This is a genomic window from Achromobacter veterisilvae (assembly GCF_037619525.1).
GTDB classification, from domain to species: Bacteria; Pseudomonadota; Gammaproteobacteria; order Burkholderiales; family Burkholderiaceae_B; genus Achromobacter; species Achromobacter veterisilvae.
In genome coordinates, this window is sequence record NZ_CP148753.1 from 1,313,625 (window position 1) to 1,336,953 (window position 23,329).

The following is a 23,329-nucleotide window of genomic DNA, read 5'->3' on the forward strand; positions in this document are numbered from 1 at the left end:
CACATGTCGCACGCCGATAGCGGCGGCCCCTTCCCCCCTCAACACATGGCGGATCGCTTTGGATCGGCGCGCGATCGCAGCCATTTGTTGCCAGCTACCTATAGTCCTTGCATCGAGCAGATATGGCTATTCCATTAAGTTAATCAACGCTCCATGCTTCATAGGAGTTGATTAATTCGCCGGGCGGGCGTGCCGCAAGCCGGCGCGTCCTCATTCCAGGTCCGGATGGCGATCCGCGAGGCGCTGGCGGCGCTGCCGCAGCGCCTCGAGTTCCGCTTCCAGCTCGGCGATCTCGGCCTCGACGTCCAGCACGCTCTGTTCGATGTGCTCATGGGCCTGGCGCAGCAGGGCGCGGGCTTCGTGCCGGCTCGATGCGTTCGGGGTGTCGCCGCGCAGCGGCCGGTTCGCGGTCTCGGGCAGGAAGAACGATGTGACGATGCCGATGACGGACGCCGCCATCAAATAATAGGCGGGCATCATCAGGTTGCCGGTTTCCTCGACCAGCCATGCGGCCGCGGTGGGGGTAAGGCCGGCGACGATGATCGCGACGTTGAAGGAACTGGCCAGCGCGCTGTACCGGATGCGCGTGGGGAACAGCGCGGGCAGCGTGGAGGCCATCACGCCGGTCAGGCAGTTCAGGAACACGGCGATGAAGAGCAGCCCCAGGAAGATCAGGCCGGTGTTGTCGCTGCCGACGAGGATGAAGGCCGGCAGCGCGATGACCAGCAGGCCCACGCTGCCGGCCCGCAGGAACGGCTTGCGGCCGACCTTGTCGCTGAAGAAGCCCACGACCGGCTGCACGAAAAGCATGCCTATCATGACGACCACGATAATGAGCACGCCGTGTTCCTCGGAATAGCCGAGGCTGCTCGACAGGTAGGTGGGCATGTAGGTCAGCAGCATGTAATAGGTGATGTTCGTCACCAGCACCACGCCGATGCACACGAGCAGGGCTTTGCGGTACTTGGAGAAGATCTCCCGGAAGGAGATGGCGGGCCGTTCCTGGACGGCGTCGCGGTCCTCTTGCTCCATTTTTTCCAGTTGCTGCGTGAACGCGGGGGTTTCTTCGGCGGCGTGGCGCAGGTACAGGCCCAGCAGCCCGAGCGGCCCGGCGACGAAGAACGGCACCCGCCACCCCCATTCCAGGAAGGTCGGTTCGCCCAGCGTCGCCTGCAGCAGCACGACCAGGCCGGCTCCCAGCACGAAGCCGGCGATGGAGCCGAAATCCAGCCAGCTACCGAGAAAGCCGCGGCGGCGGTCCGGGGCGTACTCGGCGACGAAGACGGCGGCTCCCGTGTACTCGCCGCCCACCGAAAAGCCCTGGGCCAGCTTGCACAGCAGCAGCAGGACCGGCGCCCACAGGCCGATGGATGCGTAGGAGGGAATCAGGCCGATGCAGAAGGTGCTGATCGCCATGATGATGATGGTCAGCGAAAGCACCTTCTGGCGGCCGAAGCGGTCTCCCATCACGCCGAAGAACACGCCGCCCAGCGGCCGAACGAGGAACGGCACCGAGAAGGTGCCCAGCGCGGCGATGGTCTGGACGGCCGGCGAGGCGTCGGGGAAGAACACTTTGCCCAGTGCGTAGGCGACGAAGCCGTAGACGCCGAAGTCGAACCACTCCATCGCATTGCCGAGCGCCGCGGCCGTGACGGCCTTCTTGAGCTTGGTATTGTCGATGACCGTGATGTCGCCGATCTCCAACGGCCGGACCTGCTGTGACGCCGGGGATATCTCTGCCATGAGTCTGACTCCCGTTGTGTGCAAGGTGTGGCGCAGTGCCAGGGGCGTTCCCCAACCGAAAATTCTACCCGCCGGCGCCGCCGGGCACCAGAAGCGGCGCCGCGCCGCGGCGCTGCCCGCCCTGGCCGGGTGCGGAAAAACCTGACTATCAATGCGTCATATGCGAATTGTTCGGCGAATCGGGCTGTTCTAGACTGGACTCGTTCATTCGCCGCGCGCCGCTGGCCGTCGCGCGCGCCGCAGCGGCGAAGGCGGGAGGCCCAGATGAGCCAGGTCGAGACCTTTGCCACCCTGCCGATGTGGGCGGGCTTCATCGGATTCGTGCTTATCGTGCTGGCGCTGGATCTGTATGTGCTGGGCGGCAGGCACGCGCACCGCGTCTCGTCGCGAGAGGCGCTGTCCTGGGTGCTTGCCTGGATGGCGCTCGCCACGCTGTTCGGCGGACTGCTGTGGTGGTTCCTGGATGCCTCCCTGGGCCGCGCCGTGGCGCATCAGAAGGTGCTGGAGTTCTTCACCGGCTACCTGATCGAACTGTCCCTGTCGGTGGACAACATGTTCGTGTTCTCCCTGATCTTCGGGTACTTCGCGGTGCCGCTCGAATTGCAGCGCCGCGTGTTGCTGTACGGCGTGCTCGGCGCCATCGTGATGCGCGTGTCCATGATTCTCGCCGGCGTCTGGCTGCTGTCGCAGTTTTCCTGGCTGTTCTACGTGTTCGGCGCGTTCCTGGTCGCCACCGGGGCCAGGATGCTGGCCAAGGCCGACCACGCGCCGGACATCGCCCGCAATCCGCTGGTCCGTTTCCTGCGCTCGTCCATGCGGATCACCAAGGATTACCACGGAGAGTCGTTCTTCGTGCGCATCGGCGGGCTTCGGTATGCCACGCCCATGTTCGTGGTGCTGCTGATGATAGAGGCCAGCGACGCGGTGTTCGCCGTGGACAGCATCCCCGCGATCTTCGCCGTGACCACCGATCCCTTCCTGGTATTCACCTCCAATATTTTCGCCATACTGGGCCTGCGGGCGATGTACTTCCTGCTGGCCGATATGCGGGAGCGCTTCCGCTATCTCAAGCATGGCCTGGCCGCCGTCCTGATCGTCGTCGGCGGCAAGATGCTGGCCGCGCCGTGGTTCCACGTGCCGGTACAGTGGTCGCTCGGGGCAGTTGGCCTTATCCTGTTGGCGTCCGTGGGCGCCAGCATGATCCTGCCCGGACGGACTGCGGCAAACGCCGCGCGTTCCAAGGCCAAGGCGTCAAAAACCGGAGATCCGCCATGAACACGATCATTCTTGCCACCGATGGGTCGAGCTACAGCGATGCCGCAGCGCGCTACCTGGTCGGGAGCCCCCTGCTGGATCGGAATTTCATCGTGCACGTGGTGCACTGCGAGCCCGACGTGACGGGGGACGTACAGGCCTTCATCGGCAAGGCCGGCATCGACGCGTGGCATCACGAAGAAAGCGGCAAGGCGATGAAGTCGGCGGTCGATATCCTGACCGAAGGCAATGTCGCGTTCGAATGCCATGAACTCACGGGCCACGCGGCGGAGAAAATCGTCGATTACGCGGCCAAGGTGAACGCGGCGGCGATCGTGATGGGTTCGCATCGCCGGGCGCCGGTCCTCGATGCGGTGCTGAGGTCGGTGTGCGGGCGGATCGTCGCGAATGCGCCGTGCCCGGTCCTGCTGATATAGGGCCGCGGCGCTAGCAGGTCAGCTTGAGCTGGTAGCGCCCGTCGGCATCGCGTTCCAGGCGCACCCGGTCGAACCGCAGCGTACGCCCTTCCAGCGCATAGGTCGCGTCGGTCTCGTCGTCGTCGCGCCCTCGCCAGACGGTCTTCCGGTCCAGCGTTTCGGCGTAGTAATAGAAGATGGTGTTCGACGACGCGACCTGTCCCAGGTCGCCGCGCAGGGCGGTGGAGCTCATGGGGTCCACGTTCCACCACCCTTCGGTGCGCCAGGCGCCGCCGTCGGGCAGGTAGTGCACGGCGAACCTCAGGGCCCGGCCGCAGGCATTCTCCACCGTCAGGACGGCGGCCTTGGCGGGCGGCGGCCTGGCATCGTCGTGCCTGGCCGCCTGCAGCAGGTTCTGCTGCGTGTCCAGGCCCATCCCGTAGTAGGCGATCGCCCCGCCGGCCAGCAGCACCCCCGCCACGCCGATGACGACCTGCCTGACGGTCTTCTGGCGCATGTGCTCGGTATAGCGCTGCTCGAGGATGCGGGTCTCGTTCTGGCGCAGCAGGCTCGCCCGGTACTTGTCGCGGATGGAGGCCGTGACGACGGACGCCGACGAGAGCAGGAAAATAAGGACGACGAAACGGAATTCCTTGACGCTCCGGTCCAGCGCCGGCACGAAGCCGGCCGCCACGCCCAGCAGAATGCTGCATCCGATGAAGGCCAGCGGCCATACCCAGAAGTTGCGGCCCTTGGCGATTTCGGAGGCGTAGTAGTCGCGCAGCGTGTCCGGCGATCCGGCGTCCGGCTGCGGGTCCGCGCCCTGGCGGCCGTCGGAAGCGCTGGCCGCGCGCTGCTGGGCGATCCATGCGTCGTGTTCCTTGCGCCGCGTCGGATCGGACAGCACCGCATAGGCTTCGTTCAAGCGCGTCATGACGCGCCTGGCTTCCTCGGATTTGTCGGGATTCTTGTCGGGATGCCATTTCTGCGACAGGTAGCGGTAGGCCCCGCGGATGACCTCTTCGCTGGCGTTTTCCGAAACCTGCAGCGTGTCGTAATGGGTGGGAATGCCTGCCATCGCCTTGGATCCGTGTGACGAAGCCAGGGGCCGGCTTCCTGTGCATGCCGAGCATACGCGCCAGCCGCTGCGGCCGGCATCCGCCAAATGGATTACATCGCTGGATGCGGATCCGGCCTCATCCTGCCGCGGGTGGTATCTTCTCCCCATTTTCCGGCAATCCGCTACGCCCCATGTCCGAAGTCCGCATTCCTCCCGATTCACCGCCGCCCGACGCGCCGGCGGGCAGCCCCAAGCCTTTTTTCCAGGATACGGGCACGAAGCGCACCCTGCATTTCACCGAGAAGGAAATCCAGAGCAGCATGTCGCTGCTCAATCCGGATGCGCTCGACCTCGAGTACACGCGGATGATGATGGGCTTCGTGCTGTTCAACCCGGAACCCCGCCGCATCCTGATGGTCGGCCTGGGCGGCGGGTCGCTGCCCAAGTTCTGCCATCGTTACCTCCCCCGGACCGAGGTCGAGGTGATCGAGATCGATCCCGAGGTCATCGCCTTGCGGGACGCCTTCATGGTGCCGCCGGACGGCGCCCGGTTCCGGGTGATCCAGGCCGATGCCGCCGAATACCTGGGCGCCGCCGGCGATCACGCCGACGTGATCTTCCTGGACGGCTTCGGCGTGGGCGGCATTCCCGATGCCCTGTGCTCGGCGGACTTCTACGCCGACTGCTTCCGCGCGCTGCGCGACGACGGCATCCTCGTGATCAATTTCCACGTGAACCACCCGGACCACCACGAATACATGGACCGGGTGCGCGCCTCCTTCGGGCCGTCGATGTTCGAAGTGGTGGACGACGACATGACCAACAGCATTGTGTTCGCCTGCAAGGGCGACCTGCTGGACGACCCGGCCGCGACGGCGCTCACCCGGCCGGCGGCCATCTCCAAGGATGCGTGGCGGCAACTGATGCCGACCCTGCGCGTCATCGGCGCGACCCTGGTGCTCAGGTAGCGCGGCCAGCTCACCGCTTGATGAACGCGATGACCTGCTGCTGGGTGCCCTCGTCGTTGTCGAAGCCGCCATGCGTGCTCGAGGCGACGGGCGGCGGCCCGGCTCCGGGCGGCCGGCTGCCGGCCGGAGAGACGTGCACCGCGTCGCAGGGAATGCCGGCATCGCGGAAATACCGTTCCATGCCGAGCAGCGGCGTGGTGGTGCCGCCTTCGAAGGACTCGCTCACCAGGTAGAGCAGCGAGCGCCGATACGGGCCGCAGGTGGGGTCGTCTTCCTCGGCGCGGTCCGACAGGTGGAATTGCTGGTAGCGCTTCACCCCCGTCTTCAGGCTGGGCACGACCAGCTTGCGGAACGCATCCACCGTCACCGCCGGCGCCATGAGGCTCAGCGATTCGAGTTCGCCGCCATCGGCCGCGAGCCGGTGTACGAAGTGGCTGGCGACGATGGCGCCCGCCGAATGGCCCACGATGTGCAGGCGGACGCGGCCCTGGCTGACGTGCGATTTGAAGTGTTTGTACAGCATGATCATCGCGGCCTCGTCCTGCGCGCCGCCCTTGGGGATCGGCTCGCTCATGGCCTGGGCATTCTGCTTCATTTCTCCCCAGATGACCGTGCCGGGCCGCGCCAGCCAGCGTTCCAGGCGCTGGTTCCACCAGCGCTCAAGGCGCTCGCCGAGGCCGCCCGTGGTCCTGGGCACGTTGTTGGCGGCGTCCTGGATGATGTTCTTCACCGTGGTGATGAAGTCGGTTTCCCACATCAGGAAGACCGGAAAGATCTGTTTCTCGTAAAGCAGGGGAATCCATTCGGCCGCGGCCTGCGCCGCATCTTCTTCCCCGACCAGCCCGCCGTGCGCGTAGACGCACACGTCCATCGGCCTGTCCTTCAAGGCCCACTTTTCGCGCGCGGCTTCCATGTGCACGTCCACGATGGCGCGGAGGTCGTCGGGCGTCGTCCTGAAGGCGCCGCTGTTGCTGAGTTTTCCGTTGTTGCCCACGTTGACGATGAACGGCGAGATCTCGCGGTTGCGCAGGACCGTGCCTGCCGCCAGCGTCACTTTCTTCCCGTCCGTGCGCAGACTGATGCTGTTGGAGATCTTTTCGTGTTCGTGGGTGACGACGCCCAACTGGACCACCCAGCAGTCCATGGCGTTGCGCATCCAGTCGTCGTAGGTCAGCACGGCCATGCCGTGCGTGCCCCACTCCTCGCCCCAGGAGTTCTGGATCAGGAAGCCGTCCTGGGTGTAGCCCACGATGACGAAGGCGTGGCCGTCCATGGCGGATTCCCGGTCGTAGGACGGGATGATCCAGAAAGGCTGCTCGACGGGCGTGGCGGCCGCCGTGCGCGGCGTGACGCCGTGGCCGGCGTCCCATCCCGAATGGCATCCGGCGCTGGCGTAGAGGATGCCGACCTCGTTGAGCGCGGCGTGCATTTCGACGATGCTGCGCGTGTCGATGCGGTAGTAGGCGCCCAGCGGCCGCTTGACCGCGTCCAGCCACCAGTCGTCGGCTGTCTCGCTGGCCGCGGCGGGCATTTCCAGGCCGGGAAACAGGGCCTGCGCGCAGGCGCCGTGCTTGAACCAGCCCTTGAGCGCGCCGCGCAGGCTAGATCCGTTGTCGTCGACGGATCCCGGGAATTCGTCGTAGCGCCGGGCCATGGAATACAGCATGAACGGAGAGATGGCGGGCCGCGGCTCGCGTTCGGACCTGCGCAGCAGGTATTCCACCACGGTCGACAAGGCGAAGCCGGTGCACGCCGAGGTTTCCTCCTGGTGCTTCACCGTCAATCCCATCGCGGGGATCATTTCCGTCTTGGGCGTGACGGAGATGTTGGGACGGAAGGCGATGTCGCGCGCATCGAAGGCATCGGGCTTCGCCGAGCGCCGGAACGGAAGCGCCGGCGGGAGTTCGCGGGGCTTGCGCGGGCGCGGCGTCTTGCGCGCGGCGGCCTTGGCGGCGGGTTTCCGGGCGGCACGCCCCGCTTGCTTGGTGGCTGCCATGGCGGCCTCCCCTTGTTGTCGGCCTGGTTCGAGGCCGGTGTTATCGGCAAGACGACATGGCGACGACGCCGATGGCGCGCGTTGCTGGGAGAGATATATAGGCGGACCCTGGCCGGATCGCCAGTATCCGAAAGCATGAATCCTTGAATCGATACCGGTACATTTTCACTACCCGCGCAGGCCCGCGGGGGGCGGCCGCGGCGGCGCGGCGCTGGTTCCGCGCCCTATCGTTTTCCCCTAACGAGCGGCGGATTTACGCGCTTTTCAGTGCAATCCGGCCCGGAAAGGCGCACGCCATAACCTTGGGTTATCCATACGCGCACGTTAGCTATTTGTGCCGCGCTGGTGTGCCGCCGATGATCCGCGTTACGGAACGCAATGCCCGCTCCACAAGGCGGCGATGACGGATATCCGGTTCATACAAGGGGAAGAATATGTCGTCGTACTGGAACGCCGCGCGCGCCGCGGCGCATGCTCCAGCCTGTCCGGGAGCGCGGCCATGAAGATCTTCAGCGCCGGCCTGGGCACGGAAACCAACACTTTCGCACCCATGCCCACCAGCCTCGCGGCCTTCCAGGAGCGCGACTACTACCCGGCGGGCAAGCATCCGGACACCGTGACCTTCGCCGGCGCGCCGTTGTACGTGGCGCGCCAGCGCGCACGCGAAGCCGGCTGGACGCTGGCCGAAGGCCTCGTCACCTCCGCCCAGCCGGGCGGCATCACCACCCGCGCCGCCTACGAGACGCTGCGCGACCAGATCCTGGCCGACCTGCGCGCGGCGATGCCGGTGGACATGGTGCTGCTGGGCCTGCACGGGGCTATGGTGGCCGACGGCTACGACGACTGCGAAGGCGACATCCTGCGCCGCGTGCGCGAGATCGTGGGCCCCGGCGTGGTGGTCGGCGCGGAACTGGACCCGCACGCGCACCTCACCCCGCTGATGGTGGAACAAGCCACCGTGCTGGTGCTGTTCAAGGAATATCCGCACACCGACATCCGCGAGCGCGCCGAGGACCTGCTGGCGCTGTGCCTGGATGCGCAGGCGGGCCGCAGCCGGCCGGTGGCGGCGCTGGTGGACTGCGAGATGATCGTGCCCATGCACACCACGCGCGAACCGGCGCGCGGCTTCGTCGGCCGCATGAAGGAACTGGAAGGCCGCGACGGCATCCTGTCGATTTCGGCGGCGCAGGGCTTCGCCACCGGCGACGTGCCGGAGATGGGCACCAAGGTGCTGGTCTACGCCGACGGCGACGCCGGCCGCGCGCAGGCGCTGGCCCGCCGGCTGGCCGACGAACTCATCGCGGTGCGCGAACAACTGATGGTGCCGTACCGCAGCGTGGACCAGGCGCTGGACGAAGCGCTGGCGTTCGGCGAGGGTCCGGTGGTGCTGGCCGACCGGCCGGACAACCCCGGCAGCGGCGCGCCGGGCGACGCCACGTTCGTGCTGCGCCGCATGCTGGAACGCGGCGTCACGAACGCGGCGCTGGGCCCGCTGTGGGATCCGGTGGCGGCGCGCATCGCGTTCGACGCCGGCCCGGGCGCCGTGCTGGATCTGCGCATCGGCGGCAAGGTCGGCCCGCTGTCCGGCGATCCGGTGGACCTGCGCTGCACGGTCAAGGCCGTCAAGGCGGACATGGTGATGACGGGCCTGTCGGGCGCGCCGGCGCCGATGGGCGATTGCGTCCTGGTCGAGGCCCAGGGCATCGAGATCGCGCTCGTCTCGGTGCGCAACCAGGCCATCAACGTGGACCTCTTCACGCAACTGGGCTGCGATCTGGCCGCCAAGCGGATCGTGGTGGTCAAGTCCGCCCAGCACTTCCACGCCTCGTTCTCGACGGTCGCGCGCCACATCATCTATGTCGGCGGAAAGGGCGTCGCGACGCCCGACTGGAAGACGCTCACGTACCGCAACATCCGGCTGCCCAAGTGGCCGCTCTAAGACCCTGCCGGCGCGCGGACGCCGGCGACTCCACAAACAAGATGGGAGCCTAGCGCGATGAAAAAACGCCTGCTTTGCCTGTTCTCGACGGCCACGCTCGGCCTGGCCTTTACCTTCGGCGCCGCGCCGGCGCACGCCCAGGCCAAGACCCTGCGGATCGTGCCGCACGCCGACCTGAAGGTGCTGGACCCGACCTTCACCACCGCCTACATCACGCGCAATTTCGGCTACATGGTGTATGACACGCTGTTCGCGATGGACTCGCACAGTAAGCCGCAGCCGCAGATGGTGGAGAAGTACGAGGCCAGCGACGACAAGAAGACCTGGACCTTCACGCTGCTGCCCGGCCTGAAGTTCAGCGACGGCCAGCCGCTGACCACCGCCGACGTGATCGCGTCGCTGGAGCGCTGGTCGGCCCGCGACAACATCGGCCAGGCGATCACCCGCGCCGGCGGCAAATGGGAGGCGCTGGACGACAGCCGCTTCAAGCTGACGCTGGATCAGCCGTTCGACCTGGTGCTGGACGGCCTGGCGAAGGTGTCGAGCTATCCGGCCTTCATCCTGCCCAAGCGCCTGGCGTCCCAGCCGGCTAACCGTCCGCTGACCGAGGTCGTCGGTTCGGGCCCCTATGTCTTCAAGCGCGACGAATGGGTGCCCGGCAGCAAGATCGTGTTCGAACAGAACCCGAACTACATCGGCCCCAAGGCCCAGGCCGACGGCCTGGCGGGCGACAAGAAACCGCACATCCCGCGGGTGGAGTGGCGGGTGCTGCCGGATTCCAACAGCGCCACGGCCGCGCTGACCAACGGCGAGGTCGACATGATCGAGCAGGCGCCGGCGGACTACATCGACGCCCTGCGCGGGAACAAGAACGTCAAGATCGGCGTGATGGAGCGCGCCCAGGGCTACATCATCCTGAACCAGTCCATGCCGCCCTTCGACAATCCGAAGGCGCGCCAGGCCGTCGCGCACCTGGTCGACCAGGACAAGTACACCGCCGCCATGGGCTACCCCGACGACCTGCGCATGAAGTACTGCGCCACGGTCTTCATCTGCGGCGGCCCCAACGACACCGACGCCGGCGCGGCGCCCTATGCCAAGCCCGATCCGGCGCTGGCCAAGAAGAAGCTGGCCGAAGCCGGCTACAAGGGCGAGAAGGTCGTGATCCTGCTGCCGACGGACCTGGCCTACCTGAATTCCGCCACCCTGGTCGCCATTCAGGGGCTGCAGGACATCGGCGTGAACCTCGACATCCAGTCGATGGACTGGGCCACGCTGACCGCCCGCCGCGCCCGCAAGGAACCGATAGACAAGGGCGGCTGGAACATCTTCCTGTCGGCCGCCTCCGAGTTCAACGTCGATTCGCCCATCAGCAACACCTACCTGGGCGCGGTGTGCGGCAACAGCCTGCCGGGCTGGCCGTGCGACAAGAAGCTGGACGAACTGCGCGCGCAGTGGATCGCCGCCACCAGTTCGGACGAGCGCAAGCGCGTCCTGGACGCGTTCCAGGAGCGGGTCTACGAAGTGTTCCCGGTGATCTCCGTGGGCCAGTATTCGCGGGCTTTCGCTTCGCACAACAGCCTGAAGAACGCGGACAAGATCTGGAGCCTGCCGAACCTCTGGGTGCTGGACAAGTAGTCCGCCGCCGGCCTCACCCAATCGCGAGACAACTATGGGTTACATCATTCGGCGGGTGCTTGCCATCGTGCCTGTCATGGCGGTGGTGGCGGTGATCGTCTTCCTGCTGATCCACCTGTCGCCCGGAGACCCGGCGGCGCTCATCGCCGGGGACTTCGCCTCCGCCGACGACATCGCCCAGTTGCGCGTCGCGCTGGGCCTGGACGAACCGCTGTGGCGGCAGTTCGGGCTGTGGGCGGGCAAGCTGCTGCAAGGCGACCTGGGCACGTCGATCTTCACGCATGTGCCGGTGACGCAGTTGCTGGCGCAGCGCGTGGAGCCCACGCTGTCGATCGCGTCGCTCACCATGCTGGTGTCGATCCTGGTGGCGGTGCCGCTGGGCGTATTGGCCGCCTATCGGGCCGGCACCTGGATCGACCGCCTGGTCATGCTGTTCGCGGTGCTGGCGTTTTCGCTGCCGGTGTTCCTGGTCGGCTATCTGCTCATCTACGGTTTCGCGATCAAGCTGCAATGGCTGCCGGTGCAGGGCTACGTCAGCCTGTCCAGCGGCGTCGGCCCCTGGCTGCGCAACCTGACCCTGCCGTGCATCAACCTGGCGCTGGTGTACATCGCCCTGATCACGCGCATGACGCGCGCCACGGTGGTGGACGTGCTGCACGAGGACTACATCCGCACGGCGCGCGCCAAGGGCCTGGCGGTGCTGCCCGTGCTGGAGCACGCGCTGCGCAACGCCGCGATACCCATCGCCACGACGGTGGGCGTGGGCATCGCGCTTCTGATCGGCGGCGTGGTGGTGACCGAGACGGTGTTCGCGATCCCCGGCATCGGCCGGCTGGTCATCGACGCCGTCCAGCACCACGACTATCCGGTGATCCAGAGCGTGCTGCTGATATCGGCCGGCACTTACGTGCTGATCAACCTGCTGATCGACCTCAGCTACCGGCTGTTCGATCCGCGCATCCGTTACTGAGCCGCCGCAGAGAAGAATCATGTCCGACAGTTCGATGTCCACCAACGTATCCGGCGCGCCCATCGTGCTGCACGAGGCGCTTACCGCCAGCGGGCGCCGCTGGCGCTGGATGCGCAAGCACCCCACCCTGATCCTCGGCCTGGCGCTGCTGCTGATCGTGGCGGGCCTGGCGATCGCGGCGCCCTGGATCGCCACGCACAACCCCATCAGCATCAATCCGCTGCAACGGCTGAAGCCGCCGTCGGCCGATCACTACTTCGGCACCGACGCGCTGGGCCGGGACGTATTCAGCCGCGTGGTCTGGGGCGGCCGCGTTTCGCTGGTCGTCGCCATCGTGGTGGCGCTGATCGCCAGCCTGCTGGGCGTGGTGCTGGGCCTGATGGCGGGCTTCGTCCGCTGGGCGGATGCGGTCATCATGCGCGTCATGGACGGCATGATGGCGATCCCCGACATCCTCCTCGCGATCGCCCTGATGGCGGTGATCCGCGCCAGCCTCACCACGGTGATCATCGCGATTGCGATCCCGCAGGTGCCGCGCGTGGTGCGGCTGGTGCGGTCGCTGGCGCTGACGCTGCGCGAGCAGTTGTACGTGGAGGCGGCTCACGCCGTGGGCACGCGCCTGCCGGTGATCCTGCGCCGGCACGTGCTGCCCAACATGGTGACGCCGCTGGTCGTGCAGGCCACGTTCATCGCGGCCACCGCGGTGCTGACCGAGGCCGTGCTGTCCTTCCTGGGCGTCGGCGTGCCGGCCCAGGTGCCTAGCTGGGGCAACATGATGGCCGACGCCCGCAACTACGTGGCGGTGGCGTTCTACACCATCCTGTATCCCGGCATCCTGCTGGCCGTGACCGTGCTGGCGATCAACCTGATGGGCGACGGCCTGCGCGATGCGCTGGACCCGCGCCTGACCAATCAACGCTAGGAGGACGCCATGGCCTTGTCTCCCGCCGTCGCCCCTGGCGACGTGCTGCTCGAAGTCGACAACCTGCGCACTTACTTCGATACCGTGTCCGGCAGCGTGCGTTCGGTGGACGGCGTGTCCTACCAGGTGCGCGCCGGCCGCACGCTGGGCGTGGTGGGCGAATCCGGTTGCGGCAAGAGCGTCACCGCGCTGTCGATCCTGCGGCTGGTGCCCACGCCGCCCGGCCGCTACGCCGGCGGCCAGATCCGCTACCGCGGCACCGACCTGCTGGGCCTGACCGAAAAGCAGATGCGCCAGATCCGGGGCAACCGGATATCGATGATCTTCCAGGAGCCCATGACCTCGCTGAACCCGGTGCTGACGGTGGGCCGCCAGATCGCCGAGACGGTGATGGTGCACCAGAAGCTGGGGCGGCGCGACGCCTACCGCCGCGCCGAGGAAATGCTGCGCCTGGTGCAGATCGCCGAGCCGGAGCGGCGCGTGCACGAATATCCCTACCAGTTGTCGGGCGGGATGCGGCAACGCGTGATGATCGCGCTGGCCCTGGCCTGCAACCCCGAGGTGCTGATCGCCGACGAGCCGACGACCGCGCTGGACGTGACCATCCAGGCGCAGATCGTGGACCTGCTGCGCAGCCTGCAACAGAGCCTGGGCATGGGCATCGTGCTGATCACCCATGACCTGGGCGTGGTCGCGGAATGCTGCGACCGCGTGGCGGTGATGTACGCCGGCCGCAAGGTCGAGGAGGCGCCGGTGACCGAACTGTTCGACCGGCCTTTGCATCCGTATACGCGGGCGCTGATGGCTTCGATGCCGTCGATGAACGCGTCGACGCAGCGGCTGGCCGAGATCCCCGGCATGGTGCCCGCGCCCAGCGAGCTGGGCAAGGGCTGTAGCTTCGCCCCGCGCTGCGCCTTCGCCACCGAGCGCTGCCGGGCCGAGGCGCCGGAGCTGGCCGAACATGGCGGCGACCACGTGGTTGCCTGTCACGAAGCGGCGCGCGTCGCCGCGCAGCCCGGCCCCCACGCGGCGGCCGGCGCAGCCCTGACTGGAGTCCAAGCATGAGCGCCCGCATCGAGTCCGCCTCCGCCCCGGCGGCCACGCCCTTGCTGGATGTCCGCGACCTGAAGATGCACTATCCCGGCGCGGGCGGCTGGTTCAAGCCGCGGGGCAAGGTCATCCAGGCCGTGGACGGCGTGTCGTTCTCCGTGGCGAAGGGCGAAACCCTGGCGCTGGTCGGCGAGTCCGGCTGCGGCAAGACCACCACCGGCAAGTCCGTGCTGCGGCTGATCCAGCCGACCTCGGGATCGGTGCGGCTGGAAGGCGAAGAGATCCTGGCGCTGACGCCCGAGCAGATGCGCAGCCGCCGGCGCGACATGCAGATCATCTTCCAGGATCCGTACGCGTCGCTGAACCCGCGCATGACGGCGGGCGACATCGTCGGAGAGCCGCTGCGGAACTTTCCGGGCCCGGGCGGCCGGCCCCGCCCGGACGAGATCGCGTGGCTGTTCGGCAAGGTCGGCCTGCGTCCGGAGGCGATGAAGAAGTTTCCGCATGAGTTTTCCGGCGGGCAGCGGCAGCGCCTGGGCATCGCGCGCGCGCTGGCCCTGCGGCCCAAGCTGATCGTCTGCGACGAGCCGGTATCCGCCCTGGACGTGTCGGTGCAGGCGCAGGTGATCAACCTGCTGATGGACTTGCAGCAGGAAATGGGCATTGCGTACCTGTTCGTCGCGCACGACCTGGCCGTGGTGCGGCACATCAGCCATCGCGTGGCTGTGATGTACCTGGGCCGCATCGTCGAAGTGGCCGACCGGGACGCGCTGTTCTCGCGGCCGCTGCACCCCTATACCGAGATCCTGCTTTCGGCGGTGCCGGTGCCGGATCCGCACAAGCCCGCGCAGCGCAAGCTGCTCCAGGGCGATCCCCCCAGTCCGGCGAATCCGCCCAGCGGCTGCCGGTTCCACACGCGCTGTCCGCTGGCGCAAGCCGTTTGCCGCGAGAAGCAGCCCGCGCTGACGGAGAGGCCCGGAACCTCGGATGCCGGACAGCACTGGGTGGCGTGCCACTTCCGATGAGCCGGCCGCGCCTGCTGGCGGGTCCGCTGCCGGGAGGGGACCCGGTCTTCGGCCGGCCGATAGCCGACCTGCGGGCCGCCATGGCGGCGGGCAGCCTGAGTGCCGTGGACCTGGTGCGCGGCTACCTGGCGCGCATCGCCGCCCACGATCGGGCGGGGCCGGCGCTGAATGCCATGCTGGCGCTGAACGAGCAGGCGCTCGACGAAGCGGCCCGGCGCGATGCGGAAAGGCAGCGGGGCGCCGCGCTCGGCCCCTTGCACGGCATTCCCATCCTTTTCAAGGACAATATCGATACGGCCGGCATGCCGACCACGGCGGGTTCGCTCGCCCTGGCGAGCCGGCGGCCGCCGCAGGATGCCGAGGTCGTGCGGCGCCTGCGCGAGGCCGGCGCCGTCGTGCTGGGCAAGACCACGCTGCACGAATTGGCCTGCGGCATCACCAACGTATCGTCGCTTTCCGGCCGCACGCGCAATGCGTACGACGCCGCGCGCGTGCCGGGCGGATCCAGCGGCGGCAGCGCCGTCGCCGTGGCCTCGGGTTTCGCCGCCGCGGCGGTCGGCAGCGACACCAGCGGATCCATACGCATTCCCGCCGCGTTCAACCAGGTGCTGGGGCTGCGCCCCACCGCCGGCCGGTGCAGCACGGCCGGGGTGGTGCCGCTGTCGCCCTCGCTGGACACCGTGGGGCCGATGGCGCGCACCATCGACGACCTGGCGCGGCTCTGGTCGGCCATGGCGGATCCGGAGCGGGCGCGGGCCGACGGACGCCGGCCGGGCGCCGGCTGGAGGGTCGGCGAGCTGGCCGCCCTCTTCGGCGCGGCGCCTGGCGAAGCGGGCGTCAGCGCCCATGCGCGCGCGGTGCTTGGACGGTGGGGCGGCGCGGACGCCAGCGTGCTGCCCGTGGACATGGCGCTGGACGATGCGCGCCTGATCGACGCCAATGTCACGGCGTACGAATTCCGCGACGCGCTGGAAGCGTGCCTGCGCGGCGCCGGGCTGGCGGTGCGCAGCCTGGCGGATATCCTGGACGGCGGCTATCCGCATCCCGAGGTGCAGGCGATATTGCGCCAGCGCGAAGCGCTGCGCGATCCGGACGGCAGCGGGCGCCGGGCCGCGCTGGAGCGCGCCGGCGGACTGCGCGCCGAAGTGCTGAACGCCATGGCGGCGGCCGGCCTGGACGTGCTGGCCTATCCCAGCGCGCGCCGCGGGCCCGCGCTGCTGGGCGATCCGCAAGGCGGCGGCAACGGCTTGCTGGCCGCCGTGACCGGCTTGCCGGCCCTGAGCGTGCCGGCCGGGTTCACCAAGGCCGGCGTCCCCGTGGGCCTGGAGCTGCTCGGCCCGCCGGGCAGCGAAGCCCTGCTGCTGCGGGCGGGCGCGAGCCTGTTGCGGGCCGTGCAGCCGGAAATCAATCCCAGGCCGCGGCCAGGCCTTCCGGGCTGACTTCGCGGCCATTGCGTTCCAGGGCCGCGATCTCCGCCATGTCGCTTTCCGTCAGGCGCAGTTGGCGCGCAAGCAGATTGCTGGCCAGGTTTTCGCGCCGGGTCGACGACGGGATCACCGCGTAGCCCAGTTGGAGCGCCCAGGCCAGGGCGACCTGGGCGGGCGTCGCGTCGTGGCGCTGCGCGATCCGGCCGATGATCGGGTCCTTCAGCACCTTGCCATAGGCCAGCGTCATGTACGACGTGACCGGGATGCCCTGTTCCTTCAGGAAGGCGGTGAGCGCGGCGTTCTGCAGATAGGGGCTGAGCTCGATCTGGTTGGTCGCGATCTGGTCCCTGCCCACCGCGGCGATGGCCGCCCGGGTTTCGGCGATGGGGAAGTTGGAAATGCCGATTTGCCGGGTCAGGCCCTGCGCCTTGGCCTCGGCCAGCGCCGTCATGGTTTCCTCGACCGGCACGCCGTTGCCCGGCGCGGGCCAGTGGATCAGGGTCAGGTCGACGTAGTCGGTGCGCAGCCTGGCCAGGCTGTCCTTCAGGCTGGGCGCGAGCTTGTCGCGGGCGTAGTGGGGGACCCAGATCTTGGTCGTGACGAACAGGTCGCCGCGCGGCACGCCGGATTCGGCGATCGCCTGGCCGACCTCGGCTTCATTTTCGTAGATCTGGGCGGTGTCGATGGCGCGGTAGCCCACGTCCAGCGCGTTGCGCACCGAATCGACGGCGACCTGGCCCTGCAGGCGGAAAGTGCCGACACCGAAAGCGGGAATGCTCATGCAAAACTCCTGAATGTTCGCGTAACCGGGCGGAAGTGCCTGGGAATGCGTTCAGTGTGCCCGTCCGATACTTGCAGAAAAAGTCCGATATCAGCGAAATACTTTTGATATAAATGCAAATATGAAGACGACGCTCGACGAAATGCAGGTCTTTATCGCCGTCGTGGACAGCGGTTCGATCACCGCCGCCGCGCAGGTGCTGGGCCAGACCATCTCCGCCGCCAGCCGGACCATGAGCCGGCTGGAGGAAAAATTGCAGACCACGCTGATGCGCCGGACCACCCGCCGGCTGGCGCTGACCGAGGAAGGCCGCGCCTACCTGGAGCAGGCCCGCAAGATCGTGGCGGCCGTGGAGGAGGCCGAGGAACTGATGAGCCTGCGCCGCAACCGGCCGGCGGGGCTGCTGCGGGTGGACGCGGCGTCGCCGTTCATGCTGCACGTGGTGGTCCCGCTGGTGCCGGGCTATTGCCGGCGGTATCCGCAGGTGGAGCTGGAACTCAACAGCAATGAGGGCAATATCGACCTGCTGGAGCGGCGCACCGACCTGGCCATCCGCATCGGGCGGCTGAAGGATTCGTCGCTGCACGCGGTGCCGCTGGGCAGCAGCAGGGTGCGCGTGCTGGCCAGCCCCGAATACCTGGCCAGGCAAGGCACGCCCAAGAGCGTGGCGGACCTGGCCTCGCATACCCTGCTGGGCTTCAGCCAACTGGAATCGCTGAACGAATGGCCGTTGCTGGACGCCGCCGGCCAGCCGCTGCGCGTCGCGCCGGCCCTGCGGTCGTTCAGCGGCGAGACCCTGCGGCAACTGGCGCTGAACGGCGCGGGCATCGTCTGCCTGTCCGACTTCATGACGCGCGGCGACCGCGGGGCAGGCGCCTTGCGGCAATTGTTCGTCAAGCAGACACTGGAGGTCAGGCAACCCATCAACGCCGTGTATTACCGCAACACGGCGGTTTCCTCCCGCATCAAGTCCTTCATCGACTACATGGCCGAGGCGCTGGGGCCGCGCGGGTTCGAATAGCAGGAGTCACGTCGCATGCGCAATCTGGATTTCTCTTCCTGGCAAGGCCTGCTCTCGACGCTGCTGGGGCTGGCGCTGATCACGCTGATCGGCGTCGGCATCCGGCTGCTGGTCATGCAGACGATACAGCAGCGCCGCGCGCGCGAAAACCGGCAGATCAACGAACGGCTGCGCACGCTGATCGCGGCGTACAAGACGCTGGGCGGATCGTTCACGGGCAATCTGGCGGTGGACCCCCGCCATCTGCGCGACGTGAAGCGGCAGGCGGCCGACGAAGGGCAGGCCGGCGACGACGCCGATCCCGACCGGCCCAGCGGCGAACGCGCGCGCCGCATGCGCGACGCGGCGGAAGCGGCGCTGTCCGACGTCATCCTGCTGGGCACCGAAGACCAGGTGCGGCTGGCGGCCGCGGCGGCGGCCGACCTGGTGGCGGGGCGTCCGGTGCATACCGCCGAACTGGTGGTGTCGCTGCGCGACTTCATCCGCCAGGTGCTGGACCTGGAGCCGGTTCCCGCGCAATTGCAGATTCCCAGGCAAGGCCCTGCCCGGCCGTCCTCGACGGCGCGCGGCAAGGGAGGCGGCGGCGCGAAAGCGGGCGGAGGCGGTGGAGAAGGCGGCGCCGGTGGCGGCGGCATGATGATGGGCCTGAACCCGGACCCCGACCGGCATTCGTAGGATGGGTGGAGCGCGAGAGTCCTTAAGCAAGAACTCAAGTATCCAGCGCGCGAAACCCATGCGGCTGCAATAGTCTGTTTTCCGGCCGATGCCGGGCACTGTTTGCCCACGGCCGCATGGGTTTCGCGCGTTGAAGAGCGGGGTTCTCGTGGAGAGGATCTCGCGCTCCACCCATCCTACGCATCTGCTTGCCCGCCCACCGATTCGTACACCAGCGTGGCCAGCGTCAGGTCTTCCAGCGCGCTGCCCACCGCCTTGAATACCGTGATTTCCCGATCGTCGCGCCGGCCCGGGCGTTCGCCAGCGGTTAGCTGGTGCAGGTCGCCCTGGATGGCTTCGCGCGTCAGCACGCCGGCCTCGAAGGCCGACAGCAGGTCGCCGGACTTGGTGGGCGCCTCGTCGGTGTCCACGTAGACGGTGGTGCCGTCGAAGCAGGCCGTATCGGTTTCGCGCATGTCGGGCGTGAAGCTGCCGATCAGGTCCAGGTGCACTCCGGGGCGCAGCCAGGCGCCGCGGATCAGCGGAACCGTGGACAGCGTGGCGCAGCTTATGATGTCGGCCTGGCGCGCGGCGCCTTCCAGGTCCTCGGTGGCCTGGGCATCGAAACCTTGTGCGCGCAATTGTTCGGCCAGCCGTCCGGCGCCGGCCGGGCGGACGTTCCAGACCAGCACGCGCCGGATGGGCCGCACGGCGCGCATGGCTTGGGCCACCAGGCCGGCGATGCGGCCGGACCCCACGATCAACAGCGTGCCGGCGTCGGCGCGGGCCAGGTAGTCCGCGCCCAGCGCGGCCGCGCCCGCCGTGCGGTAGGCCGTGACGACGTCGCCGTCCACTTGCGCGATCGGCACGCCGGTCGTGGCGCTGTACAGGTTGTACGTGGCGTGCAGGCCCGGCAGGCCCTGGTGCGTGTTCTCGGGAAAGATGTTGATGATCTTCACGCCGAAATAGCCGCGCTCGCTCCAGGCCGGCATGATCAGCGCGGTGCCGCGGGCGTTGCCCGACTGGATGGCGTGGACGTGGCGCGCCGGCACCGTGGCGCCGTCGCGGAAGGCGTCACGCAGGGCGGGAATGACGGCGTCGAAGGTCAGGGCGTCGCGGGTCTGTTCTGTGTCGATGAGTCGCATGGGATCCGGGGCGGTCGGGCTGTGGACTGAAGGCAGTCTAGCAGCACGGCCGGGGCGGCGGCGCGGCCGGGCGCGCCGCCCGCCCTGATCCTGCCCGCGACGGCCCGGGCAATCATCGGCCGGACCTAGTCGATTTCGGGCACCGGTAGCGGGTCGCCGGCGCCGGTGCGTTCGACGATCAGCTTGTAGTGCTGCGGGCTGCGGTGCTTGGCGAAGTTGAAGACGTGGTCGCGGAACGCCTGGCCCATGGCCAGGTCGATGCGCGCCGTGATCACTTCGTCTTCCTCGCCGCTGGAACGCGCCACGATCTCGCCCGACGGCGCGACGATCATCGAACTGCCGATCATGTGGTGGCCGTCTTCGTGGCCGCACTTGGCCGCGGCGCCGACCCACACCGCGTTCTGGTAGGCGCTGGCCTGCAGCACGATCTCGTGCGTCGTGGTCCGCAGGTGCGCGGGTTCGTTCCAATGGATGTTCAGGGACGGCGTGTTGTAGCCCAGCACGATCAGTTCGGCGCTTTGCAGCGACATCACGCGATAGGTCTCGGGCCAGCGGCGGTCGTTGCACAGGCACATGCCGATCTTGACGTCGTCGGTTTCCCAGACGCCGAAACCCAGGTCGCCGACTTCGAAGAATTTCTTCTCCAGGTGCTGGAACGGCGCGCCGACCTTGTGGTCCGAATGGCCGGGCAGGTGGATCTTGCGATACTTGCCGATGATCTTCGCGCTACGGTCCACCAGGATCGCCGTGTTGAATTGCTGGCCCTCGGGCGTCAGTTCGGCATAGCCCAGGTAGAAGCCGATGCCGAGTTCGCGCGCCGTGTCGAACAGCGGCTGCACGTCGGCGTTGGGCATGCTTTTTTCGAAGTAGCGCTCGACCGCCTCGGCGTCCTCCATCCAGTAGCGCGGGAAGAAGGTGGTCAACGCCAGTTCCGGGAACACCACGAACTCCGCCTTGCGGGCGGCGGCCTCCCGCATCATCTCGACCAGGCGGCGGACGACCGCCGCGCGCGAGTCGGCGAGGTTCACGGCGCCCATCTGGGCGACCGCCAGGCCCATTTTGCGGGAGGGGGTTGCATTGCTCACGGTGTAAATCTCCAGGTCTTCTTATCGCTGTGGATCGAGCGCCGCGCGCGGCGCGCGGCGGAAGACGCAAGCATGCATGGGGACGCGCAAATGCGAAACCGGGATTCGGCCGCGCGCAGCCCACGGGGCCGTGCGCGGGAATCTTCGCTAAGGCCCTGATTCGACGGACCTATTTGGACGGGCTGGGCAAGCCGTCCAGGCGCCATGCATAACGCGGGATCATGGGGGCTGCGCAAAGTTTTATATCGGGTTTTCCCGCGGTGGCGGAGGTGCCGCCGGCCGTCATGGCCCGCTCCCGGCCGCCGGCAGCAGCCAGGCACACACCAGCGCAATGGCGGCCGTTGGCAGCGCTATCGCCAGCCAGGCACGAACGGCCGTCCTGACGCTGAAGACCGCGATCACCGCCAGCGTGTACCAGACGAACCCCAGCATGCTCGACGCCAGCACCGCCTGCGCGCGCGGCAGGGGCAGCAGCAAGGCCACCAGAACGATCGTCGCGCTGGTCAACGCATAGCCGCCCACCGCCGCCGCCACCACGCGGGAGGCCACTTGCAGCCGGTATCTCAGGGAAAGCGCGCGTTTGCTCATGCGCGCGGCGCCGGACGGGGGGCGGCGGGAACGCCGGCCGCGCGCCACTTGTTCTTGAGCTTGAGCGCCACGCCGGCGAAGAGGGCGGCCAGGCCGAACATCGCCAGATCGAACCCGGCCAGCGCCCAGTCGCCTTGCGCCATCGTCCTGGCCAAGTGCTTGTCGGTGGTCAGCGCATTGAGCAGCGGGATCGCGCCATAGGCCACAGCGGCGAGCGACAGCAGTTCCAGCCAGGCCCGTTTGACCGGCCGCCCGCAGGCGTACAGCAACGCCCAGCCCCAAACCAGAAACAGGCTGTGCACTTCCCATTCCGCGCGCTCGTGTAGCGCGAGGGGCAAAAGGCGATTGGCCCAGAAGTAGGCGGCCAGCCCCAGCGGCAGGCCGACCAGGGTGCCCGCGTTGAGCCCCTCCACCAGGCGCAGCCCGAGGGCGTTGGCGCGCGCCGTGAAAGAGTCGGCGTCCGCCGGCCGAGTCCGGTGCTGCTGGCGGCGCTTCACCGTCCAGAGCACCAGCCCCGTGCCGATCACGGCGCAGCCGAGCAGGCCGGAAATGAAATACAGCCAGCGCAACCACCAATTGGCGAACAGGCCTTCATGCAGCGCGAAGAGCGTGCTGCGCACCAGCGTGGTCGTGTCGTCGGCCGGACGCGCCAAGGACGTGCCGTCGAGGGCACTGAGCCGCAGCACCGGCCGCTCGACGTGAAGGTCCGATGCGTTCGCCCGGCGCACGTCGACGTAGGGGGTGGCATTGCGGGGATGGACCATCTGGAGGGACGCCACCCGGCCGTCCCACTCCGCCTCGAGCCGCGCGACCAGCGCCGGCAACGGCACCCGGGGCGCCGACACCGGCAGGTCGTCGCGCGCGGGGCCGCGCAATTCCTGGACATACGCCTGGCGCTGGGCCGGCGTAACGCCGTACAGCGCATCGCGCGCGGCCGGCAAATAGGTGATGGCGAAAAAGACCAGCCCCGTATAGGTGATCATCAGGAAAAAAGGCAGCGACATGACGCTGACGACGTTATGGGCGTCGAGCCAGGAGCGCTGTCCTTTGCCGGGCCTGAACGTGAAGAAGTCGGTGAAGATCCGCTTGTGCGTGATCACGCCGGTCACGACCGCCAGCAGCATCAGCATCGTACAGATGCCGACCAGTTTGATGCCGGTCTCGTAGGACAGGTAGTGCAGGAGATAGTGCATGCGGTAGAGCACCGTGCCGCCGCCGGTGGCGCGGGCTTGCAGCGCGGGCAGCGGCGCGCCGCTGCCCGGGTCGAGTTCCTCGCGCGAACGGCGCCCGCGGTCCTGCCCGGGTGCCGGCAAGGTCTCCCAGGCGATCGCCAGCCCTTGCTCGCCGCGCGGCTCCCGCGAACGATGCGGCAAGATCACGGTCCAGGATCGGGCTTGAGGCGCCACGGCCTGAAGCCGCGCCAGCGCCAGCCCGATCATCGTGGACGTGTCGCCATGTTCGCGCTGAACCGCGGCATAGGGCAGCTCGGGCCGCATCCAGCGCGTGATTTCATCGTCGACGTAACCGGCGGTTCCGGTGACGAAGACGAAAAACAGCACCCACCCGGTCGTCAGCCCGGTCCACGTGTGCAACCAGGCCATGCACTGGCGAAACGATTCTCTCATGTCCCGCGCTCACGCAAAGGGA

Annotated in this window: 20 protein-coding genes; 12 read left to right on the plus strand and 8 right to left on the minus strand. The window is 68.0% G+C overall.

The window, feature by feature from the left end; all coding sequences use genetic code 11:
- Positions 1-210 precede the first annotated feature (210 nt).
- Positions 211-1,743 (minus strand): glycine betaine/L-proline transporter ProP, encoded by a 1,533-nt coding sequence (proP, locus tag WHX56_RS06130; RefSeq protein ID WP_287754458.1) that lies wholly within the window; start codon positions 1,741-1,743, stop codon positions 211-213.
- Positions 1,744-2,007: 264 nt separating this feature from the next.
- On the opposite strand from proP, the gene WHX56_RS06135 reads away from it, so the two are divergent.
- Both WHX56_RS06135 and WHX56_RS06140 read left to right on the plus strand, forming a co-directional pair.
- Positions 2,008-3,018, plus strand: coding sequence for a TerC family protein (locus tag WHX56_RS06135; protein ID WP_287754456.1), 1,011 nt, complete (start codon positions 2,008-2,010; stop codon positions 3,016-3,018).
- The gene (locus WHX56_RS06140; RefSeq protein WP_129241341.1) at positions 3,015-3,434 is read left to right on the plus strand and encodes a universal stress protein; all 420 of its coding nucleotides are present in this window, start codon (positions 3,015-3,017) and stop codon (positions 3,432-3,434) included. The genes WHX56_RS06135 and WHX56_RS06140 overlap by 4 nt, the downstream gene beginning before the upstream one ends.
- Positions 3,435-3,444: 10 nt before the next feature.
- Here the strand turns inward: WHX56_RS06140 and WHX56_RS06145 are convergent, their stop codons facing one another.
- On the minus strand, positions 3,445-4,491 hold the full coding sequence (locus WHX56_RS06145; protein WP_287754455.1) for a DnaJ domain-containing protein: 1,047 nt from the start codon (positions 4,489-4,491) through the stop codon (positions 3,445-3,447).
- 173 nt (positions 4,492-4,664) lie between these two features.
- On the opposite strand from WHX56_RS06145, the gene WHX56_RS06150 reads away from it, so the two are divergent.
- Positions 4,665-5,441 carry a fused MFS/spermidine synthase gene (locus tag WHX56_RS06150; protein ID WP_287754454.1) on the plus strand — a complete coding sequence of 259 codons (777 nt, stop codon included), beginning with the start codon at positions 4,665-4,667 and terminating at the stop codon, positions 5,439-5,441.
- Positions 5,442-5,451: 10 nt separating this feature from the next.
- Here WHX56_RS06150 and WHX56_RS06155 read toward each other — a convergent pair whose 3' ends face one another.
- On the minus strand, positions 5,452-7,437 hold the full coding sequence (locus WHX56_RS06155; RefSeq protein WP_338880747.1) for a hypothetical protein: 1,986 nt from the start codon (positions 7,435-7,437) through the stop codon (positions 5,452-5,454).
- Between the two features lie 499 nt (positions 7,438-7,936).
- Between WHX56_RS06155 and WHX56_RS06160 the strand changes: the two genes are divergently transcribed.
- Genes WHX56_RS06160 through WHX56_RS06190 form a run of 7 tightly spaced genes read left to right on the plus strand, consistent with a single transcriptional unit; the run spans position 7,937 to position 16,420 of the window.
- Positions 7,937-9,376, plus strand: a complete 1,440-nt coding sequence (locus WHX56_RS06160) for a M81 family metallopeptidase (RefSeq protein ID WP_129241345.1) — start codon at positions 7,937-7,939, stop codon at positions 9,374-9,376.
- Positions 9,377-9,433: 57 nt separating this feature from the next.
- Entirely contained in the window at positions 9,434-11,014 is a 1,581-nt protein-coding gene (locus WHX56_RS06165) for an ABC transporter substrate-binding protein (RefSeq protein WP_129241346.1), read from the plus strand.
- A 34-nt stretch (positions 11,015-11,048) separates the two neighbouring features.
- Positions 11,049-11,984, plus strand: coding sequence for an ABC transporter permease (locus WHX56_RS06170; RefSeq protein WP_129241347.1), 936 nt, complete (start codon positions 11,049-11,051; stop codon positions 11,982-11,984).
- Between the two features lie 19 nt (positions 11,985-12,003).
- A complete protein-coding gene (locus WHX56_RS06175; protein WP_208742388.1) occupies positions 12,004-12,906 on the plus strand; it encodes an ABC transporter permease in 903 nt (300 codons plus the stop codon).
- Between the two features lie 9 nt (positions 12,907-12,915).
- Complete coding sequence (locus tag WHX56_RS06180; protein ID WP_338880748.1) at positions 12,916-13,971, plus strand: ABC transporter ATP-binding protein; 1,056 nt, start codon at positions 12,916-12,918, stop codon at positions 13,969-13,971.
- Complete coding sequence (locus WHX56_RS06185; RefSeq protein WP_338880749.1) at positions 13,968-14,981, plus strand: oligopeptide/dipeptide ABC transporter ATP-binding protein; 1,014 nt, start codon at positions 13,968-13,970, stop codon at positions 14,979-14,981. The genes WHX56_RS06180 and WHX56_RS06185 overlap by 4 nt, the downstream gene beginning before the upstream one ends.
- Positions 14,978-16,420, plus strand: a complete 1,443-nt coding sequence (locus WHX56_RS06190) for an amidase (RefSeq protein WP_338880750.1) — start codon at positions 14,978-14,980, stop codon at positions 16,418-16,420. The genes WHX56_RS06185 and WHX56_RS06190 overlap by 4 nt, the downstream gene beginning before the upstream one ends.
- On the opposite strand, the gene dkgB is transcribed toward WHX56_RS06190, so the two are convergent.
- Complete coding sequence (gene dkgB, locus WHX56_RS06195) at positions 16,386-17,189, minus strand: 2,5-didehydrogluconate reductase DkgB (protein WP_338880751.1); 804 nt, start codon at positions 17,187-17,189, stop codon at positions 16,386-16,388. The two genes, WHX56_RS06190 and dkgB, sit on opposite strands and share 35 nt — an antisense overlap.
- A gap of 121 nt (positions 17,190-17,310) precedes the next feature.
- On the opposite strand from dkgB, the gene WHX56_RS06200 reads away from it, so the two are divergent.
- Complete coding sequence (locus tag WHX56_RS06200) at positions 17,311-18,210, plus strand: LysR family transcriptional regulator (RefSeq protein WP_338880752.1); 900 nt, start codon at positions 17,311-17,313, stop codon at positions 18,208-18,210.
- Positions 18,211-18,225: 15 nt separating this feature from the next.
- A complete protein-coding gene (locus WHX56_RS06205) occupies positions 18,226-18,885 on the plus strand; it encodes a hypothetical protein (RefSeq protein ID WP_338880753.1) in 660 nt (219 codons plus the stop codon).
- A gap of 176 nt (positions 18,886-19,061) precedes the next feature.
- Here WHX56_RS06205 and WHX56_RS06210 read toward each other — a convergent pair whose 3' ends face one another.
- The 4 genes from WHX56_RS06210 to WHX56_RS06225 all read right to left on the minus strand — a co-directional run bounded on the left by WHX56_RS06210 (position 19,062) and on the right by WHX56_RS06225 (position 23,307).
- The gene (locus WHX56_RS06210) at positions 19,062-20,009 is read right to left on the minus strand and encodes an ornithine cyclodeaminase family protein (protein WP_338880754.1); all 948 of its coding nucleotides are present in this window, start codon (positions 20,007-20,009) and stop codon (positions 19,062-19,064) included.
- A gap of 125 nt (positions 20,010-20,134) precedes the next feature.
- On the minus strand, positions 20,135-21,067 hold the full coding sequence (locus tag WHX56_RS06215) for an N-carbamoyl-D-amino-acid hydrolase (RefSeq protein ID WP_338881748.1): 933 nt from the start codon (positions 21,065-21,067) through the stop codon (positions 20,135-20,137).
- 309 nt (positions 21,068-21,376) lie between these two features.
- Positions 21,377-21,682 carry an iron transporter gene (locus WHX56_RS06220; RefSeq protein ID WP_338880755.1) on the minus strand — a complete coding sequence of 102 codons (306 nt, stop codon included), beginning with the start codon at positions 21,680-21,682 and terminating at the stop codon, positions 21,377-21,379.
- Positions 21,679-23,307 carry a PepSY-associated TM helix domain-containing protein gene (locus tag WHX56_RS06225; protein WP_338880756.1) on the minus strand — a complete coding sequence of 543 codons (1,629 nt, stop codon included), beginning with the start codon at positions 23,305-23,307 and terminating at the stop codon, positions 21,679-21,681. Before WHX56_RS06225 ends, WHX56_RS06220 begins: the two co-directional genes overlap by 4 nt.
- Positions 23,308-23,329: the final 22 nt, after the last annotated feature.